The organism is Amycolatopsis sp. NPDC023774, assembly GCF_040639695.1.
Classification (GTDB): Bacteria; Actinomycetota; Actinomycetes; order Mycobacteriales; family Pseudonocardiaceae; genus Amycolatopsis.
On sequence record NZ_JBFAAJ010000001.1, the window covers coordinates 820,519 to 836,883 of the forward strand.

The 16,365-nt window shown below is 70.0% G+C and carries 16 protein-coding genes and 1 pseudogene; 9 read left to right on the forward strand and 8 right to left on the reverse strand.

The window, feature by feature from the left end; genetic code table 11:
* Positions 1–11 precede the first annotated feature (11 nt).
* From AB0F91_RS04085 to AB0F91_RS04095, 3 genes are all read right to left on the reverse strand, one after another.
* Positions 12–707, reverse strand: coding sequence for an IclR family transcriptional regulator C-terminal domain-containing protein (locus tag AB0F91_RS04085; RefSeq protein ID WP_360594539.1), 696 nt, complete (start codon positions 705–707; stop codon positions 12–14).
* A 186-nt stretch (positions 708–893) separates the two neighbouring features.
* Positions 894–2,348 carry a PH domain-containing protein gene (locus AB0F91_RS04090; RefSeq protein ID WP_360595154.1) on the reverse strand — a complete coding sequence of 485 codons (1,455 nt, stop codon included), beginning with the start codon at positions 2,346–2,348 and terminating at the stop codon, positions 894–896.
* Between the two features lie 74 nt (positions 2,349–2,422).
* Positions 2,423–2,926 carry a PH domain-containing protein gene (locus AB0F91_RS04095; RefSeq protein WP_360594541.1) on the reverse strand — a complete coding sequence of 168 codons (504 nt, stop codon included), beginning with the start codon at positions 2,924–2,926 and terminating at the stop codon, positions 2,423–2,425.
* Between the two features lie 177 nt (positions 2,927–3,103).
* Here AB0F91_RS04095 and AB0F91_RS04100 point away from each other — a divergent pair, with 177 nt between their 5' ends.
* Both AB0F91_RS04100 and AB0F91_RS04105 read left to right on the forward strand, forming a co-directional pair.
* Positions 3,104–4,027: a PAC2 family protein gene (locus AB0F91_RS04100; protein WP_360594542.1), complete on the forward strand. Its 924-nt coding sequence runs from the start codon at positions 3,104–3,106 to the stop codon at positions 4,025–4,027.
* Between the two features lie 327 nt (positions 4,028–4,354).
* Positions 4,355–5,221: a class I SAM-dependent methyltransferase gene (locus AB0F91_RS04105; protein ID WP_360594543.1), complete on the forward strand. Its 867-nt coding sequence runs from the start codon at positions 4,355–4,357 to the stop codon at positions 5,219–5,221.
* Here AB0F91_RS04105 and AB0F91_RS04110 read toward each other — a convergent pair.
* A pseudogene (locus tag AB0F91_RS04110) lies at positions 5,218–6,206 on the reverse strand (MCE family protein). The gene AB0F91_RS04105 and the pseudogene AB0F91_RS04110 overlap by 4 nt on opposite strands.
* A gap of 134 nt (positions 6,207–6,340) precedes the next feature.
* Here AB0F91_RS04110 and AB0F91_RS04115 point away from each other — a divergent pair.
* Both AB0F91_RS04115 and AB0F91_RS04120 read left to right on the forward strand, forming a co-directional pair.
* Positions 6,341–7,312, forward strand: a complete 972-nt coding sequence (locus AB0F91_RS04115) for a magnesium transporter CorA family protein (protein ID WP_360594545.1) — start codon at positions 6,341–6,343, stop codon at positions 7,310–7,312.
* Positions 7,313–7,383: 71 nt separating this feature from the next.
* Complete coding sequence (locus AB0F91_RS04120; protein WP_360594546.1) at positions 7,384–7,578, forward strand: hypothetical protein; 195 nt, start codon at positions 7,384–7,386, stop codon at positions 7,576–7,578.
* Positions 7,579–7,580: 2 nt separating this feature from the next.
* Here AB0F91_RS04120 and AB0F91_RS04125 read toward each other — a convergent pair whose 3' ends face one another.
* Positions 7,581–7,853: a hypothetical protein gene (locus AB0F91_RS04125; protein ID WP_360594548.1), complete on the reverse strand. Its 273-nt coding sequence runs from the start codon at positions 7,851–7,853 to the stop codon at positions 7,581–7,583.
* Positions 7,854–7,908: 55 nt separating this feature from the next.
* A complete protein-coding gene (locus AB0F91_RS04130; protein WP_360594549.1) occupies positions 7,909–9,558 on the reverse strand; it encodes an amidohydrolase in 1,650 nt (549 codons plus the stop codon).
* 365 nt (positions 9,559–9,923) lie between these two features.
* Here AB0F91_RS04130 and AB0F91_RS04135 point away from each other — a divergent pair, with 365 nt between their 5' ends.
* Complete coding sequence (locus AB0F91_RS04135; RefSeq protein ID WP_360594551.1) at positions 9,924–10,415, forward strand: hypothetical protein; 492 nt, start codon at positions 9,924–9,926, stop codon at positions 10,413–10,415.
* A gap of 7 nt (positions 10,416–10,422) precedes the next feature.
* Here the strand turns inward: AB0F91_RS04135 and AB0F91_RS04140 are convergent, their stop codons facing one another.
* A complete protein-coding gene (locus AB0F91_RS04140) occupies positions 10,423–10,836 on the reverse strand; it encodes a cupin domain-containing protein (RefSeq protein ID WP_360594552.1) in 414 nt (137 codons plus the stop codon).
* A 2-nt stretch (positions 10,837–10,838) separates the two neighbouring features.
* Positions 10,839–11,939, reverse strand: a complete 1,101-nt coding sequence (locus AB0F91_RS04145; RefSeq protein WP_360594554.1) for a reverse transcriptase family protein — start codon at positions 11,937–11,939, stop codon at positions 10,839–10,841.
* A gap of 672 nt (positions 11,940–12,611) precedes the next feature.
* On the opposite strand from AB0F91_RS04145, the gene AB0F91_RS04150 reads away from it, so the two are divergent.
* The 4 genes from AB0F91_RS04150 to AB0F91_RS04165 all read left to right on the forward strand — a co-directional run bounded on the left by AB0F91_RS04150 (position 12,612) and on the right by AB0F91_RS04165 (position 16,260).
* On the forward strand, positions 12,612–13,121 hold the full coding sequence (locus AB0F91_RS04150) for a GNAT family N-acetyltransferase (RefSeq protein ID WP_360594555.1): 510 nt from the start codon (positions 12,612–12,614) through the stop codon (positions 13,119–13,121).
* 59 nt (positions 13,122–13,180) lie between these two features.
* Entirely contained in the window at positions 13,181–13,639 is a 459-nt protein-coding gene (locus AB0F91_RS04155; RefSeq protein ID WP_360594557.1) for a MarR family transcriptional regulator, read from the forward strand.
* Positions 13,640–13,689: 50 nt separating this feature from the next.
* On the forward strand, positions 13,690–15,195 hold the full coding sequence (locus tag AB0F91_RS04160; RefSeq protein WP_360594559.1) for a chloride channel protein: 1,506 nt from the start codon (positions 13,690–13,692) through the stop codon (positions 15,193–15,195).
* An 81-nt stretch (positions 15,196–15,276) separates the two neighbouring features.
* Positions 15,277–16,260, forward strand: coding sequence for a DUF1996 domain-containing protein (locus AB0F91_RS04165; RefSeq protein WP_360594561.1), 984 nt, complete (start codon positions 15,277–15,279; stop codon positions 16,258–16,260).
* The last annotated feature ends 105 nt before the right edge of the window (positions 16,261–16,365 follow it).

Below are 16,365 nucleotides of genomic sequence, written 5' to 3' on the forward strand. Positions count from 1 at the left end.
ATTCCTACCCGCTACACCGAATACGACGAAACTGCTTTCTTGATTCGCTCGGCATACACCTGCAACGCGCTGATCGCCTCCGCCCGCGCGGCGTCGCCGATGCGCGCGGCGGGCCCGACGAGCGAGAGCACGCTCGGCCGCGTCCGCCCCGTTTCCACCGGCACCGAACACGCCCACACGCCGTCTTCGATCTCGCCCCAGCTCTGCGCGTAGCGGTTCGCCAGGGCGAGCTTCAGCTCCTCGCGCACCTCGATCCCGTGTTCGCGCGCGATCTCGGCCACGCGCTGTTCGCGTTCGCCATCGGGCAGCAGGGCGAGCAGCATTTTGCCGGTCGCGCCCGCGCCGAGCGGGATCGAGTGCCCGGGCTGGAACGTGAACCGCATGGCGCGGTCGCATTCGACCCGGTCGGTGCATACGGCCAGGTCGCCGAAGTGCTGAAACAGCAGGATCGTCTCGCCGAGCTCGCGCGACGCCTCCTCCATGGCCGGGCGGGCGATCCGCGCGACGTCGTTGGCCAGCCGCGCGGCGCGCGCGAGCGGCATCACCTGGCTGGTCACGTGGTAGCGGCCCGAGCGGGCCTCTTCGAGCAGCTGCAGTTCCTTCAGTAACTGCACGTAGCGATAAGTCGTGGCCACCGGGCTGCCGATCACCTCGGCCAGCTCCGCGACGCTCGCTTCCCACCGGTGCTCGGAGAACGCGAGCAGCACCTGCAGAACCTTGCGCGAACTGCTCGTGCCTGCCGTTCGGCGCGGCCCCGCGGAGCTTTCTTCGGAAGGCGGCATTCGAAACCTCTTCGTGGTCTGCGACCCGACTCGCGCACACGACAAGTGAATAAATTACCACATACTCAGAACAATGGCGTGCAGCACATTCGCCGGAATGATCACGGGCGGCTATTCGGCCCGTTTCGCGGTGACCAGGAACGGCGTGAGCAACCCCGGCACCGTCGCGTCGGCCAGCGCGAGTCCGGCGCTTTCGCCGACGTCCACCACGTGGTAGCGGCCACGCCCCGCCGCGATCGGCGCGACCACCGTGACCAGCCCGGCGCGCCGCTGGAACCACGAGCGCTCGACGACGATCCCGGTCAGCCCGTCGCGCCGCACCGCGACCGTCGTGCGTGCCAGCGAGCCCGAGCGCGTGACGAGGTAGCGGCCGGCCAGCGCGTGGCCCAGCGTGCGATAACGGTCCCAGCCCACCAGCACCGCGAGCGGCACCAGCACCAGCACCAGCTGCCACGGCCAGTCCGGCAACGCCCCGGCCCACGCCAGCAGGAACAGCGCCGCCGCCGGCACCAGCACGCTCGTCAACGCCCGCGTGATCCGCCGGTTCAACGCCTGCCGCGGGTGCCGCACGAGCACCGCTCCCGCGACGTCCTCGCCCAGTACTTCCCCCGCCACCTCCTGCGCGCGTCCCAGCGGCGCGGGCGGCAGCAGCAGCCCCCCGCCCTTGTCGGCGCCCTTGCCCTCGCGCAGGCCCGCGGCCACGGCCACGCACTTCGCACCGCCGGCCATCCGCAGCGGCAAGGGTTCCTTCAGCTCGACGCCGCGCAGCCGGTCTTCCTCAATCGACACCGACCGCGTGGTGATGAGCCCGCGCCGGATGTGCAGCGTGCCGCCCGGCTCGCGCGTGAGCCGGAAGTTCCAGAACGACAGCACGTAGCCGCCCACCGAAAGCACCGACACGAGCAGCAGCAGCCCGATCGCCGCCGTGACCACCGTGAGCCACACGGGTTCCTGCGTCACGCGGTCGGCGAGCTCACGCAACGGCCCGTAGCGCACCGGGTCGAGGTTCAGCTCGTGCGCGAAGTGGTAAACGGTGCCGAGCATCGCGCCCACCACCGCGATGCCGGACAGCGTGAACGGCGCGTAGCGCAGCCACTTCCGGTCGACGGCCGCCACCAGCTGCTCCGGCGGCGCCACGACGTCGGCCGGCACGGTCTTCCGGTGCAGTAGCAGGATCCGCAGCCGTTGCGCTTCCTGGCGCGTGACGGCGTCGAGCACCAGCTCGTCCTTGCCCGGCCCCTTCCCCTGTGAGTGCCGCCCGGTGCCGATGCGCACCGCGGCCAGGGAGAACAGCCGGTGCTTCGGCTCCGACACCACGTCGACGGTGCGGATCCGGTCGCGTGGCACCGCGCGCTGCTTGCGCAGCAGCAGCCCGGTGCGCCATTCCACCTGCGTCGCGCTGACGCGGTAGCGCGAGGTGAGGCAGTGTGAGATGCCGGTGGCGATCGTCAAAGCCGTGAACGCGAGCCCGATCCACTGCCAGTTGTTGCCGGAGCCCAGCACGAGCGCGCCGACGAGCACGGGCAGCGACCGCACGAGGTCGAGCACCGGCCGGATCAGCAGCATCCGCAGGTCGAGCCGGTGCCACGGTGCTTCGGCCGTGCCCTCGTACGCCTGCGTGGCCGCCGGCAACGCCGCGCTCACGTGGCGTCCCCGAGCACGGCCTGCGTGGTCCGCGTCAGCTCGTCGGCCAGCGCCACGGCGCAGTCGTGGTCGAGTCCGGAGATCCGCAGCGGTCCCGCGGCCGACGCCGTGGTCACCGTGATCCGGGCCAGCCCGAACAACTGCTCCAACGGGCCGCGCTCGATGTCCACGGTCTGGATCCGCGAGATCGGCGCGATCCGCCACTCCTGCTTCAGCCAGCCAGCCTGCGTGTACACGGCTTCCGCGGTGACCTCCCACCGGTGCACGCGGTAGCGCCACTGCGGCATCACGAGCAGGTGCAGCGGACCGAGCACGCAGCAGAGCATAAGTGTCACCGAGAGCCACGACGGCGGGTCGTCGCTCGTGGCGACCACCACCGCCTGCACCCCGATCACGCCGAGCCAGCCGATCGCGGCCGACGCCGTCCAGTGGCCGATGGCCTTGCGGCTCACCCGATGCTCGGGTGGCCGAAGGCTGAGGCTCGGTTCTTTTGCGGTCACCTGCTCAGCGTGCCTGATCTGTCGTGATCGTGGCCACGACAAGTGTCAGGGTGCCCCGATCCGGGGCCTCGGTGAGTGCGTGGCGTTACTATTTCGGCCGCGGGCGGGATGGATTCGCGGTGGTGCCGCGTTGTACCGAGTTACGTCCGTGCACGACACGATCAGCAGGAGGATCCGGTGGGATTCGATCCCGAGGAACTGTACGAGGTGGACTCGGACGTCCCCGACCTGGACGGAGCCGTGCTCCTGCACTTCTTCGACGGTTTCATGGACGCGGGCTCCACGGGCAGGCTCGTCACCGACCACCTGACGAACGAGGTCGAGAACCGCGTGATCGCGCGCTTCGATGTCGACCGCCTCATCGACTACCGCTCCCGTCGCCCGCCGATGACCTACGCGGTGGACCACTGGGAGGACTACGAGGCTCCTGAGCTGGCCGTTCGCCTCCTCCACGACACCGACGGCGTGCCGTTCCTGCTGCTGTCCGGTCCCGAGCCCGACCACGAGTGGGAGCGCTTCGCGACCGCTGTGAAGCACCTCGTGGAGCGTTGGGGCGTGCGTCTGACCGTCGGTTTCCACGGGATCCCGATGGGCGCCCCGCACACGCGTCCGCTCGGCGTCACGGCTCACGCCACGCGCGAGAGCCTCATCGGCGGCGACCACCAGCCGCTGCCCAACCGCATGCAGGTGCCCGGGAGCGTGTCCGCGCTGCTGGAGTACCGCCTCGGCGAGTGGGGTCACGACGCGATGGGCTTCGCTGCCCACGTGCCCCACTACCTCGCGCAGTCGGCCTACCCGTCGGCGGCGCTGCTGGTGCTGGAGTGCGTCGAGCGCGCCACCGGACTGCACCTGCCGGACGGGGAGCTGCGCGTGGCCGCGCAGGTGGCCACCGCCGAGATCGACCGCCAGGTCGCCGAGTCCGACGAGGTCGCCGACGTCGTGCGCGCGCTGGAGCGCCAGTACGACACGTTCGTCGAAGCCTCCGGTCGCGACAGCCTGCTGGCCGAGTCGCAGGAGCACATGCCGACGGCCGAGGAGCTCGGTTCGCAGTTCGAGCGGTTCCTGGCCGAGCAGGGCGGCGGGGAGTCACCGGAACGCTGACGCGCCGGCGGGTCCCCCGCAGCGTTCAGTCGCGGGCCCGTCTGCGCCCGGTGCGATACGCGATCGCGGCCGAGCGGACCGTCTGCCAGGCCCACCACATTCGTGTCGTCATGGTCGCCACCATCTCATGATCGGCCCCGAGGGTTTCCGGCAAGCTGCCCCCAGGGGTGCGGCGGGTGACGTTCGCACCACGGGCAGCCACCTCTTCCGCTGATCGGTACACAGTGGACGCTTGTTTCATTACCCGTGGGTAAACCGGCCGCCTCGATCCAGTGCCCTGTTGTTGTATATCGTCCCGGGATGACCCAGCCGCACCGAGATCGTTCCATGGCAAGGACGTTGGGCGCAGCTTTGCGGCGCAAAGCCGGTCTGGCGCTGCGCCGGGTGGCCACCCGCTTGCATGACCCGTACACCGATCAACTGAACCGGATCCGCGATGAGCTCCGCGAGGAGATCGTCCGCCAGGGCGACCGGTTGCTCGACCGGGTGGTGGAGTTCGAAATCCGCAGCCGCCGCGACATCGTGTTCGCCGGCGACCAGGACGCGGCGCTCGAGAGCAACGTGTTCGCCCGCGAGAACCTCATCGGCGCCCGGCACTTCGGCAGCCCGCCCGAGACGCTGAAGTTCGCGTTGTCCCTGGCCCCGACGGGTGGGATGGCGCTCGAGTTCGGCGTCGCGTCGGGTAACACATTGCGCACCATCGCCGCCGCGCGCGGCGGCATCGAGGTCTACGGCTTCGACTCCTTCGAAGGACTGCCCGAGGCCTGGCTCAACGGCATGCCCGCCGGCGCCTTCGCTCGCGACGACCTGCCGGACGTCCCGGGCGCGGAGCTCGTCGTCGGGCTCTTCAACGACAGCCTGCCGGGCTTTCTGGAGAAGCACCCGGGCCACGTCGACTTCCTCCACGTGGACGGCGATCTCTACAGCTCCGCGAAAACCGTGCTCGACAACGTCGGCCCGCGCCTGCGCCCGGGCAGCATCGTGCACTTCGACGAGTTCTTCAACTTCCCGGGCTGGAAGCGCCACGAGTACCGCGCGTGGATGGAACACATCGACAAGACGGGCATCGAGTTCACGTACGAGGCCTATACGTACAACGACAACCAGGTGACGGTGCGGATCACGCACGTGCCGGGGTACGAGGATCCTGCGCAGGAGTCGGCGGATCACGCGGGCAGGAAGATCACGCCCTAACTCGGGTGGCAGCCCTGCTCGTTCAGCGGCCCGTCGACGGGGCGAACAGACCACACAGGTACCCGTCGATCCAGTGGCCGTTGCCCGCGAGGTTGGTGCCGAGGCGCAACAGCGGGGCAAGCGCTTTCACGCCGCGGGCGAGGGAGTCCTGGTTGCGCTGCAACAAGGACGTGAGCTGGTCGAGGCCGGCGAGCGTGGGGGCGAGGGTGTGGTCGTTGTCGGCGATGAGGCCGGACAGCTGGGTGGCGAGGCGCCGCGAGCCGTCGAGCAGGGTGGAGATGGCGGACTCGCGGTGTGCCACTTCGCCGAGCAGGAGGTTGCCGTCGGTGAGCAGACGCTGCACTTGCGCGTCGCGGTCGACGAGCGTCGACGACACGGTGCGGGTGTTGGCCAGCAGCGTGGTCAGCTCCGCGTCGCGGGACGCGATGGTGTCCGACAGCCGGGAGAGGCCGCCGAGCGCGCTTCGGACGTCGGCCGGGGTGCCGGCGAATGTGGCGGCGAGCGTGTCGAAGCTGTGTGCGAGCCGCGTCGTGTCGACGTGGTCGACGGTGGCCGAGAGGTCGCGGAACGCGTCGAGCACGTCGTAGGGCACGGTGGTGCGCGAGCTCGGGATGGGCACGTCCGGGTCGAGTGAGCCCGGGCCCGCCGGATCGAGCGCGACATACTTCTGGCCCAGCACCGTTTTCAGCTTGATGGCGGCCGTCGTTCCGTCGCCGAGCCACGCGTCCTTGACCTTGAACGACACCCGCACGCGAGCGCCGTCGAGCGTCACCGCGGACACGCGCCCGACCTCGACGCCGGCGATGCGCACGTCACTGCCGTTCCGCAGCCCGGCGGCTTCGGTGAACTCGGCGGCGTAGGTGGTGCCGTCGCCGATCACGGGCAGGTTCCGGGCGTTGAGCGCGGCGACGATGCCGAGCACCAGGACCGTGAGCCCCACCAGCGCGGTGCGGACGGGGTGGCGGGGACCTCGGGCTGAGTGCACGGCGTGAACAGTGCCGCAGCCGACGTAGTGGCGCCAGTCACATGACACCTTCGGTGGACGCCGGGGGTTCGGCGGACATCGCCGGCGGGTACTTTTCGGCGAAACGTTGAACCCCCGGCGGAAGGTGGCACGGCGTGGCGCACACGCGGGTCTACCGCGACGGCGTGCTGGTCGAAGAGAACTTCCCGGTCGAGCAGGTCTCCGACTACCTGCGGGACCCGGCCACCACCGTCTGGCTCGACTTCTGCGAGCCGACCGAAGACGACCTCGACTCGATCTCCGAAGAGCTCGGCCTGCACGCGCTGGCCGTCGAGGACGCGGCCGAAGAGCACCAGCGGCCCAAGTTCGACCGCTACGACACGCATTCCTTCCTCATCGCGTACTCGGCGCACTTCGACGTCGACACGGGGATGGTCACGAAATCGGAGCTCGCCGCGTTCGTGACGAAACAGGCGCTCGTGACCGTGCGCAAGGACGACGGGTTCGACATCGAAGCCGTGGCGCAGCGGTGGGACGCCTCGGCCGATCTCGCGAAGTCCGGCGTCGCCTTCCTGCTCCACGGCCTGCTCGACTACATCGTCGACGGGCACTTCGACAGCGTGCAGGCGCTCGACGATCAGATCGAGGCGCTGGAGGACCTCGTGTTCGACGAGCGGCCCGACCAGCGTGAGCTGCAACGGCGTTCGTTCCGGCTGCGCAAGAGCCTCACGGCGTTGCGCCGCGTGGTGCTGCCGATGCGCGAGGTCGTGAACACCGTGATGCGGCGCGACCAGCACCTGGTCGACAGCGTGATGATGCCGTACTTCCAGGACGTCTACGACCACGTGCTGCGCGCGTCGGAGTGGACGGAGTCGTTGCGGGACCTGGTGGCGACCGTGCGCGAGACCCAGCTGAACCTGCAGGGCAACCGGCTCAACACGATCATGAAGAAGGTCACGAGCTGGGCCGCGATCATCGCAGTGCCCACGGCGGTGACCGGGTTCTACGGGCAGAACGTGCCGTACCCGGGATTCCAGGCCACGTCCGGGTTCTGGGTGTCCACAGTGGCCATTGTGCTGCTTTCGGTGGGACTTTACGCGTCGTTCAAGCGCCGCGACTGGCTCTGATCGCGTTTCACCCCGTGCGCACCCGGGTAGGTTCGGACCGGAAGGGATCTCGCACTTCGGGGAGAACAGGCATGCGTGACTTCAGCGCCGGGCTGCACCCGGCCGCGGACCTGATGACCGAGGAAAATCTGGCACACCAGGAAGAGGTGCGCCGCAAGGCGGCTCTCGCCGTGGCGGCGAACTCGCGCGACGCCGACGACTGCGCGCTGCTGCTGGACATGCTGGGACTGCACATGGTGGACAGCCGACGCGGGGAAGTGGCCTGAGCTCAGCCGGCAGAGAGCTTTTCGAGCACTTCCTGCTCCTGGCTCTCGTTTTCCCGGCAGAGCGTGCACACGAGCTTGCGGCCGATGCACTGGCCTTCGAGGGTCACGAGGTGGGCGACGTGCAACGTGCGGTAGCCACACTTCTCACAGGGAATCGCGGTGCTCTCGTGGCTGATCAGCACGCGGATCGGCATCGGGCTCTCCTTTGGCGGAGTCGGGTCGCGTTCGGCTAACCCGTTTGGCCGCATCTCAGACGCGGCGGCGGCGATCGTCACCCGTTCGGCGTAATAGGTTCACCCTGGGTAGAACGACAGCTCCGGCTGCGCGGCTCTAGGTCCGGTAAACCTCGGTCCCGTCCACGTACGTCCGCACCACCCGCGTCGCGCCGATCTCCCGGCGCGGGCCGTCGAACGGGTCGCGGTCGAGAACTACCAGGTCGGCCGCCTTTCCGACGGTGAGCGAGCCCGTGATGTCGTCGAGGTGGTTCACCGCGGCGCTGCCCGCGGTGTAGGCGCGCAACGAGGTCGCCAGCGGTAACGCTTGTTCCGGACCCAGCGGCGGAGTGGTCGCGCCGGGCAGGACGCGGTTCACGGCGACGTGGATCGCGGCCAGCGGGTCAGGGCTGCTGACCGGCCAGTCGCTGCCCATCGCGAGCGCGGCGCCGGTGTGCAGGAGGTCGCCGAACGGGTACTGCCACGCGGCGCGGGGATAACCGAGGAAGGGCAGCGTGAGCTCGTCCATCTGCGGTTCGTGTGCGGCCCACAGTGCCTGCAGGTTGGCCGTGGCGCCGAGCCGGTGGAAGCGCGGGACGTCGGAGGGGTGCACCACCTGCAGGTGGGCGAGGTGGTGTCGTCGGTCGGAAGTGCCGTTCTCGGCGATGGCCGCTTCGAGCGCGTCGAGAACGTCACGGACCGCGCGGTCGCCGATTGCGTGGAAGTGCACCTGGAAGCCGGCGGTGTCGAGGGCGGTGGTTACCGTGCGGAGCAGGGTGGGGTCGAGGAAACCCAGGCCGTGGTCGCCGGTCGGGTGGCCGTGGCGATCGAGGTAGGGCTCGAGCATCGCGGCCGTGAACGTCTCGACCACGCCGTCCTGCATCACCTTCACCGACGGTGTGCGGTAGTTGCGGCATCGCGCGGCCGTCGCCGCGCGGATCTCGGCGAGGTGCGCGACGTGGTCCGCGACGGCTTCGGGCGGGCACGAGCGGTCCCACCACAACGCGCCGGTGACCTTCGCGGTCAGCCGGCCGGCGGCGTCGGCACGCTGGTAGGACTCGTGGACGTTCGGCCCGTCGCCCGGCCTGGCCACCCAGGCGTCCTGCCAGTTCGTGACGCCGCAGGAGTGCAGGTATCGCTGGGCTTCGGCGAGCGCGGCGTCGAGGTCTTCCTGCGTGTCCGCCGGTGTCACGCGCGCGACGAGGTCGGCGGCGCCTTCGTGGAGGAGCCCGGTGGGCTCGCCGTCGGGATCGCGGTCGATGCGGCCGTCGGCCGGGTCGGGAGTGTCGCGGCCGATCCCGGCTCGGGTCAGCGCGGCCGTGCTGACCCAACTGGAGTGGTGGTCGCGGTTGGGGAGCAACACCGGGCGATCGCCGACGACGGCGTCGAGCGCGGCGCGGTGGGGGCGTCCGCCCGGGAACGCCTCCATGGCCCAGCCGCCACCGAGGATCCAGTCTCGGTCGGGGTGCGCGCGGGCGTATTCGCCGATGATGCGGGCGTACTCGTCGGCGGTTCCTACGCCCGAAAGGTCGCAGCGGATCCGTTCGAGCCCGCCGAGCACGGGGTGCACATGGGCGTCGCCGAATCCCGGCAGCAGCAGCCCGCCGGCGAGGTCGACGACGTCGTCGGCTTCGCGCAGGAACGGCTCCACCGTGCGGTCGCCGCCGACGGCGACGATCCGCCCGCCGGACACGGCGACGGCCGAGCAGCTCGTACCCGCGGCGTCGGCGGTGAAGACGCGGCCGCCGCGGAACACCGTGGTCGTCATCACCGTTACGGTAGCCGGGCGAGTCCACGGAGGACTCCGGGCCGGGTGGGGAATTTTCGTTGCCCCTGCGAACCATCTGTGCGCTCCGAAGAGGACCGGTCCTGCAACTGACCAGCGAGATGACCACATCGGCGGCAGTGGACGTTTCGTCCGAGATGGCGCACTCGACCGCGTTGATCTTGCCCGAAGTTACCCCATCCGGGCGGTCGGAGGGCCCAATTCACCGACCTCTGAGCACACTTCGTGACTCCCCAATCTTCTAACGGGGGAAGGCGTTGGGGCATTCGATGTATCTGCCACTCCGCCGTAACATCTTGTGCAGAGGGAGCAGCCGGGGTGAAAGCTCGGCTGAGGGGAGGGTTTCGATGATGAATGCCAACAGGGTGGCTTTGGCGGACGACTACCTCACGCGCCAGCAGCGTGCGCTGGCCGAAGCGGTGGAGTCCGACGGGGGTTTCGGTGAGGGAGGCCGCAGCTTCCGGATCGCCGAGCACCTCGCGGCCGAAGGTGGCCTGCACCGTTCCGACGTGATGGCCGCGACGGCGCTTTTCCTGGCCTACACGGCGTTCCAGGCGGGCAACCTCGACGCGGCACAGGGGTTCGCGCGACGGCTGCGTGGTCTGGACCCGGGCAGCGTCGAGCTCGTGCTCCACCTGATGCGGCTCGAAGTCGGCCGCGAGCAGGGCTGGCTGCCCCGCGCGCAGTACGACGATCTGCTGGCCTACGCGTGGCGCGAGAACCGGTACGACCTGGCGCAGCGCGCCGGCGACATCCAGGCGCGCGACGTCGACCCCGGTGCGGCGCCGGTCGGCTCGTGGGCCGAGCTCGAGCGGACACTCTGCCCGCTGGTGGCGTGACGGCTGCCTAGCGCGGTGGTTCCGGCGCGTTCCGCGCCATGAACGTGCCGGCGTCGCCCTGTGACGGGTCCACGAAGACCACGTCGTCGGGGCGCCGCCTCGGCACGTCGACCGACAGCACCACGAGCGGGTGCTCACTGATCCGCGGGAAGCCGTGGACCTTGGTCTTTTCGAAGTGCAGCAGCAGGCCCGGGCGGGCTTCGAACTCTTCACCGTCGAGGTGGAACGTGCCGCGGCCGCTGAGTACGTAGAGGTGCTCGTCGCATTCCGTGTGGTAGTGCAGCGGCAATTCGCGGTAGATGCGGAAGATCCGCGCGCTGGCCGTGGGCTTGTCCACGAAGTACTCGTCCACCAGCATCGTGTCGGCCGTGTCGGGTAGCCGCTCCAGGGCGGCGAGGACGTCGAACACGTTGGTTTCCACAATCAGCTCCAATCGATTCGGTCGAAGAGCTCTTTCAGCTTGGCACCTCGGTGCGCGCTCGTCGCGGAGATCCAGGCGATGCGGCCTCGCAAGTGCGCCTGGAAATCGGGGTGGCCGGCGTGGTTCTGCGCTTGGGGGCCGGTTGTCGCGCAGTTGTGGAGAGTGGCGCGGAGGTCGTCGTACTGGGTGCGCTGGGCCGCGGGTTTGGTGTTGACGACGAGGCCGGCCACGCGCTGGCGTTGGTGCTTGGCGGCGACGGTGGTCTTGTCGTCGCGCAGGCGGAAGCCTTCGTCGTCGACGATCCGGCGGACGCCGGGGAAGAGGCGGTGGAGAGGGAGGGTGGCTTCGCCGGAGAAGGCGAGGTCGTCGGCGTAGCGGGTGTAGTTCGCGCCGAGTTTCTGTGCCAGGCCAGAGAGCCTGCGGTCGAGGCGGTTGGTGACGGCGTTCGCGACGGCCGGGGATGAGGGCGCGCCTTGGGGCAGGTGCGGCTTTTTGAGTCGGTCGCGGACATTTCTGGGCGCGTTCTTGAGGACGTCCGGTGGCGTGGTCGCGGTGAGTATTCCGGCCAGCGCCTGGGCGACGGCGGGTGGATAGCCGGCGAGTTCGAGCAGTGAGCGGATCCGGCGCGCGGAGATCGTGGGGAAGAAGTGTTCGAGGTCCATGCGGATGACTTTTTCCTGGCCCGCATGGGGTTTCGCGCACGTGAGGATGGAGCGGCCGGGGTGGAAGCCGTGGGCGGCGTCGTGGACCGGGAGGGCGGTGAGGACGTGCCTGCGGATGCGTCGTTGCAGTTCCGCGAGGCGGGGTTTGGGGCGTTCGATGAGGCGGAGACCGCCGGTGGCGGTGGGGATCCAGTGGTGGTGGTAGTGACGGAGGGTGTGGTTGGCGCGGTCGTTCCAGTGGCGGGCGTCGGCGAACCAGGAGAGCTCACCGGGGGTCAGGTTCAGGGCGGCGGCGCAGGATTCGGAGGTGGGCCAGCGGGGGACTTGCCAGCGCCAGATCGGGGGGAGGGGGTCGAGGGGGGATGGTTCTTGGGGGCCGAGTGGCGCGGTCGAGTCGACGGGAATGGCCGGCGGCGCGGGGGTGACTCTTTCTCCGTTCATCCGCGCGGTCTTGTACGCGCAGCGTGCCGCCCTCGCGTGGGGCGCTGTGGGTGGGTGATGTGGTGCGTTCCGGGGTTGCCCCGGAAGGGGTGGTTCTCCACCGGGCTCACCTCCGCGTCGCCGGTCTCCGAGTTTAGGGGTGGCTCGGCGCGCTGCGCACACCATTGCGCCCACATCGGGGGCCGGCCAGGGGAAGGGTGAGTGGGGGTGAGTTGCGTGGCCGGGTGGTGGTTGAGGGGCAAGGGCCGCGCCGGTTGGGTGGGGTGAGGTTGGCGGCTGGCGGGTTCTCGGTGCCTCGATCGCTTCGATGCGTCACGACGCCTGGCGTTGGCCGCCCATCAACGACCCGGCTGGTGGCGGCCGCGCCTCGGTCGCCGGTTTCCTCTGCGCGCCACTGCCGGTTCGTCGGCTGTCGGCGGTACCCGGCAGCCGACCTCATCGAGGCGTGACCGCTGGCTCGTCAGCCATCGGCCACACCCGGGTCGCCGTCACCTGCACGAGCACCGCTGGCCCGTCAGCCGCCGGCCGCGCCCCGGTCGCCGACCTTCATCCGCGCGCCACCACCGACCCGCCAGCGCGCAGAAACCCCACCTGGCACCACGGCCACGCGCCTCCACGCCGGGGTTGTGTGATGAGCAGCGGCGGGATGTGTTCGGTTGCGGGGAGGTGCCGATGGAACGTGGAGCCGATGAAGCCATGGTCGAAGTTCGCGTCGCACTGACGTTCGCTGAGCTTGAAGAAGCGCGGGAGTGTTGGCGTGCGGCCAATGTTGCGCGCGGCAAGGTGCCCGGGCGCGAGCGGGCGGAGCGGGTGCGGGAGAAGTTGGCGGATCCCGAAGCGCTGGTGCTCGTGGCGGTGGAGGGTGGGCGGGTCGTGGGCATGGTGTTGGCGGAGGTGGGGCGGGCGGCGGACGGCGCGGGGCCGGTCGTGCCGGAGTTGTGTCACGTCTCGATGGTGTTCGTGCGGCCGCAGCGCTGGGGGACCGGCGTCGGTGCGGCGTTGCTGGGTGCGCTGAAAGAGCGTGCTGCGGGGCTGGGGTATGTCCGGCTGCAGTTGTGGACCGGCGCGGCCAATGAGCGGGCGCTCGCCTTGTATCGGCGCGTCGGGTTCAGGGCCAGCGGGCGGCGGCGCGAGATCTCGGGGGTCGGGCAGGTCGTTCACCTGGTGTGTTCGGGTGGGTGACAGGAGCCACCCCCGGACGCTCTTGACCCTGAGACCTTGCCTATAGCAAGTTTTGCCCTATGCAAGACTCCGATCTCGAACGTCTGGAGCGGCTGACGCGGGTGCTCGTGGCGGTGGCGTGGGACAGTGCGCACGCCGCACCACGGGGGGTGACGTTTCCGCAGGTGCGGTTGTTGGTCGTGTTGGCGAGTGTGGGGCGTGTGCCGTGTTCGCGGCTGGCGGCGGCGATGGGCGTGAACGCGTCGTCGGTGACGCGGTTGGCGGACAAGCTCGAGGCGCACGGCTATGTGCGGCGTGGGGAGGACGAGCACCGGCGCACCGTCGTCACCGTCGAGGTCACGAAGGCCGGGCAGGCTGTGGTGGATGACGTACTCGCGCGCAGGCATGAGGCGCTCGGGGAGTTGTGGGGGCAGTTGGGACCAGCCCAGAGAAAACAAGCAGCGGCAGCCGTCGAGGACTTGCTGGCGGCGGCGGAGAAGGCGCCGCTGGTGCCGTCGGCCGGGCCGGGGCGGCTGTGAGCGCGCCGGGGCGGGCGGCGCACCTGGGGGACTTCAGTGTGCGGCCGCGGATGTTGCTGATCACGGCGTTCGCGCTGTTCGTGGGGGCGGCGAGCGCGGTGGCGGCGTTCGCGTTGCTGAAGCTGATCGGCTTGATCACCAATCTCGTCTTCTACCAGCGCGTCTCCACGGACCTGGTCGCGCCGGGTGCGGTGCACCACCCGTGGTGGCTCGTGTTGATCGCGCCGGTCGTCGGGGGGCTGGTGATCGGGGTGATGGCGCGGTACGGCTCCGAGAAGATCCGCGGCCACGGCATGCCCGAGGCGATCGAAGCCATCCTGACGGGCGAGAGCCGTGTGGCGCCGCGGGTGGCGGTGCTCAAGCCGGTGTCGGCGGCGGTGAGCATCGGGACGGGGGGACCGTTCGGGGCCGAGGGGCCGATCATCATGACCGGCGGCGCCGTCGGGTCGATCCTCGCGCAGCTGCTGAAACTCAGTGCGGATGAGCGCAAGACGTTGCTGGTCGCGGGCTCCGCGGGGGGCATGGCGGCGACGTTCAACGCGCCGCTCGCCTCGATCCTGCTGGCAGTGGAGCTGCTGCTGTTCGAGTGGCGCCCGCGCAGCCTCGTGCCGGTGGCGGCGGCCGTCGCGGTCAGCACCGTACTGAGGGGCTACCTGCTCGGTACCGGACCGGTGTTCGGTGTGCAGGCGCCCCAGAGCACTGGACCGCTGGCCGACGGGCTGGCGCTGATCCCCGGCGTCACGGGCGGCCTCCTGGCCATCGGCGCGACGGCACTCGTCTACTTCGCCGAGGACCTGTTCGCACGCGTGCCTGTGCACTGGATGTGGTGGCCCGCGATCGGTGGCCTGATCATCGGCGCGGGCGGCCTGATCGAGCCGCACGCGCTGGGCGTGGGTTACGACGTGATCGACCAGCTGCTCACCGGCCAGGCCACCACGCAGCTGATCGTCGGCATCCTCGTGGTCAAGACGCTGATCTGGGCCCTCTCACTGGGCTCCGGCACGTCCGGCGGCGTGCTGGCGCCGGTGTTCATGATCGGCGCCGCGCTGGGGGCGGCCGAGGGGGCGGTGCTGCCGCACGTCGCGGCCGGGTTCTGGGCGACGTGCGGGCTGGCCGCCGTGGTCGGTGGCGCGATGCGCTCGCCGCTGACCGGCATCGTCTTCACGCTCGAGCTCACCCACGCGTGGAGCTACCTGCTGCCGCTCGTGGTCGCCTCGGTGTCGGCGTACGCGTTGTCCGTGTTGCTGCTGAAGCGTTCCGTGCTCACGGAGAAGATCGCGCGGCGGCGCCTGCACCTCACGCGCGAGTACACGACCGACCCGCTGGAGACGTTCTTCGTCCACGAAGTCATGACGGCGGGGCCGGCCGCGCCCGCGCGCGTCACCGCGTTCCCCGACGAGACGTTGCGCGAGGTCGCCAACAAGCTCGCGCTCGGCCACGTCACGCGCGCCCGGGTGGTGGACCGCGAAGACCCGGAAAAGGTGCTCGGTGTCGTCACCCTCGCGCAGCTGCTGCACGCCCGCCGACGTGACCTGCACGAGGAGCACCACCGCTAGCGCGTGCTGCCGATGCGCGTCGTGGTCCCGGACTGACGGCCCCGCGCACGTCCCGATCTTGACAGTGTGAAAATGATCCACGTGGGTTCGCAATCGCGGCGGCGCTGGTCGCCCGGGTGGATCGTGTTCACCATCGTCCTGGTGCTGATCGCCGTGCCGGTGAGCGTGGTCGGCTACAACACGCTCACGGCCGGCGCGCACGAGGAGGAGCACACCGTCTCGCCCGCTTACTTCGCCGACGTCTCGGCGCTGCCCGTCGCGCCGCCGGCGCCCGCGGTGCAGCCGGGCGGGTCGAGCGGCGCCTGGCGCATCGACTGCGGCCGCGACGAAGAAGGGCGCCACAACTCCGACAACGTCGTGATCAGCCCCGGTGTGGCCGGCGGGGCGCACCACCTGCACGACTACGTCGGCAACGACTCCACCACCGCGTTCTCCACCGACGCTTCCCTCGCCGCCGCCGGCACCACCTGCCAGGCCGGCGACAAGTCGACCTACTACTGGCCCGTGCTCCGCCTGCCCCGCGGCGACGCGCGCCAGACCGTGTTCGGGCGGATCCTCGTGCCGGACTCGGTGCTGATCGAGTACCAGGGCAGCCCGGTCACCAACGTCGTGCCCATGCCCCGCTTCCTGCGCGCCAACACCGGCAACCCGCACGGGTACACGCAGGGCGGCGTCGGCACCGACCACGTGCAGTGGACCTGCTCCGGCAGCCGCGACCACGTCGGGCGCCAGTACCCGCGCTGCCCGGCCGGGCAGCAGGTCGTGCGGCTGTTCGACTTCCCGAGCTGCTGGAACGGCCGCACCACCGACAGCGCCAACCACAAGTCGCACCTGGTCTTCCCCGCCCCGAACGGCGCGTGCCAGGCCGGCACGTTCGCCGTTCCGCGCCTGCACCTGGAGATCTCCTACACCGTGCCGGCCGGTGCGGAGTACGCGATCGACTCGTTCCCGGAGGAGCTCAACAACCCCGTGTCCGACCATGCCGACTTCATCGACGTGATGCCGGACGCCCTGATGGCGAGGGTTGTCGACTGCGTGAACTCCGGCAAGCACTGCTCAGCCTGACGCCCCACAGCCGGAAAGTGGCGTCGGTCACGGTTCGGTATCCGCTGAACTGAACCCCGCTCGCCATCCGTGTGCCCCTCGTGGAGGTGAGGAGATCCCGCACCT

Bases quoted from the DNA above. Each gene is read 5' to 3' on its own strand.
- AB0F91_RS04120 (WP_360594546.1), top strand. From the start codon at position 7,384: ATGCGTGACTTCAGCGCCGGGCTGCACCCGGCCGCGGACCTGATGACC.
- AB0F91_RS04090 (WP_360595154.1), bottom strand. From the start codon at position 2,348: ATGCTGCTGATCCGGCCGGTGCTCGACCTCGTGCGGTCGCTGCCCGTG.
- AB0F91_RS04105 (WP_360594543.1), top strand. From the start codon at position 4,355: ATGGCAAGGACGTTGGGCGCAGCTTTGCGGCGCAAAGCCGGTCTGGCG.
- AB0F91_RS04145 (WP_360594554.1), bottom strand. From the start codon at position 11,939: ATGAACGGAGAAAGAGTCACCCCCGCGCCGCCGGCCATTCCCGTCGAC.
- AB0F91_RS04155 (WP_360594557.1), top strand. From the start codon at position 13,181: ATGCAAGACTCCGATCTCGAACGTCTGGAGCGGCTGACGCGGGTGCTC.
- AB0F91_RS04160 (WP_360594559.1), top strand. From the start codon at position 13,690: ATGTTGCTGATCACGGCGTTCGCGCTGTTCGTGGGGGCGGCGAGCGCG.
- AB0F91_RS04150 (WP_360594555.1), top strand. From the start codon at position 12,612: ATGGAACGTGGAGCCGATGAAGCCATGGTCGAAGTTCGCGTCGCACTG.
- AB0F91_RS04135 (WP_360594551.1), top strand. From the start codon at position 9,924: ATGATGAATGCCAACAGGGTGGCTTTGGCGGACGACTACCTCACGCGC.
- AB0F91_RS04130 (WP_360594549.1), bottom strand. From the start codon at position 9,558: ATGACGACCACGGTGTTCCGCGGCGGCCGCGTCTTCACCGCCGACGCC.